We start from the raw sequence: 1,119 nt of genomic DNA, 5'->3' as shown, positions 1-1,119 counted from the left end.
CCTCCACGCATCATGATGCTTTCGTTCGACCTTTCCCTGAATCCGGCGGATCCTTTGCCCCTTCCAGGGCCGGATGCAGTGTCTCAAGATCCTGTTGCGGTCGAAACAGTGCGCACTTACGGTCGCGTACCCTTTCGTCTGCAGCTCCATTTAGAACGGCTTTTTGCGTCGGGCGCACTCCTTGGTTTTTGTCCACCCTTTTCGTCTGTGGAACTCCACACTGCTGCTCTCCATCTGATTGCCATTAGCCCGGGAGAAGCTTTGAAATTACGACTAATGATTTCTGCTCAGCATGTCTGGATTACCGCAGAACCTCTTTTGGAAAAACCCGAACTATTGTACCGTCAGGGCGTGGGCGTAGTGAGTTTTAGGGGCCAGCGTTTTTTACCAGAAGCCAAATGGCTGGGTGATCCTGTTTGTCTGGCAGCCAAGGCCTTTGCAGAAAGCCAGGGTGTTTATGAAGCTCTGCTTGTTGGCCCAGCCGATCAAGTGCCCGAGGCGGCCTATGCAAATTTTTTCTGGGTCAAAGAGGGTCATCTTTTTACCCCGGCTTTTAACCTCCTTGCCGGGGTGACGCGCCAAACGGTGCTGGAACTTAGGCCAGATTGTCGATTTGAAACCCCGTCTTTAGACATATTAAAAAAGGCCGATGAACTTTTTCTGACACAAACCACTAGCGGGATTTTGCCAGTGACACGGATTGATGATCAGCCTATTTTTAGCGGGCAAGTAGGGCCGGTGACACATGCCATGATGAGAGCCTTTTCCGCCCAGATTGGTGTTTCTAGCTCAGTGTAGTTAGAACTATTCCTGCCACCAAAGGTAGAATCAGGTTGTCATCTATGCGCCACGAGCCCAATTTAAGAGTTGGGATTTCTGCCAGCATCGCGGTGGCTGCAGCTAAAATCACTGCCGCCCAATGTGGATAAAAAACCCATGCAACAGGAATGGACAATAGGAAACCTGCCAGGGTGCCTTCTGCATATTTCTGGCAGTTGAATGGAGTGGAAATTTTCCCCCATTTGGCACCCACCACATGAGAAGCAGCATCCCCTATGCTCAAAATTATGATGGCAGCATGGGCAATGGGTGCAGAAAACATTGTGAGGGTCAATGCGG

Annotated in this window: 1 protein-coding gene; it reads left to right on the top strand. The window is 50.6% G+C overall.

The annotated features are described in order from the left end of the window. Positions 1-798: hypothetical protein (locus tag FJZ26_06240; protein MBM3230005.1), on the top strand; the 798-nt coding region annotated here is incomplete at its 5' end. Between the last annotated feature and the right edge of the window lie 321 nt (positions 799-1,119).

The sequence above is a fragment of the Candidatus Parvarchaeota archaeon genome, from assembly GCA_016866895.1.
Lineage (GTDB): Archaea > Micrarchaeota > Micrarchaeia > Anstonellales > VGKX01 > VGKX01.
This window is presented reverse-complemented; position numbering and strand designations above follow the sequence as displayed.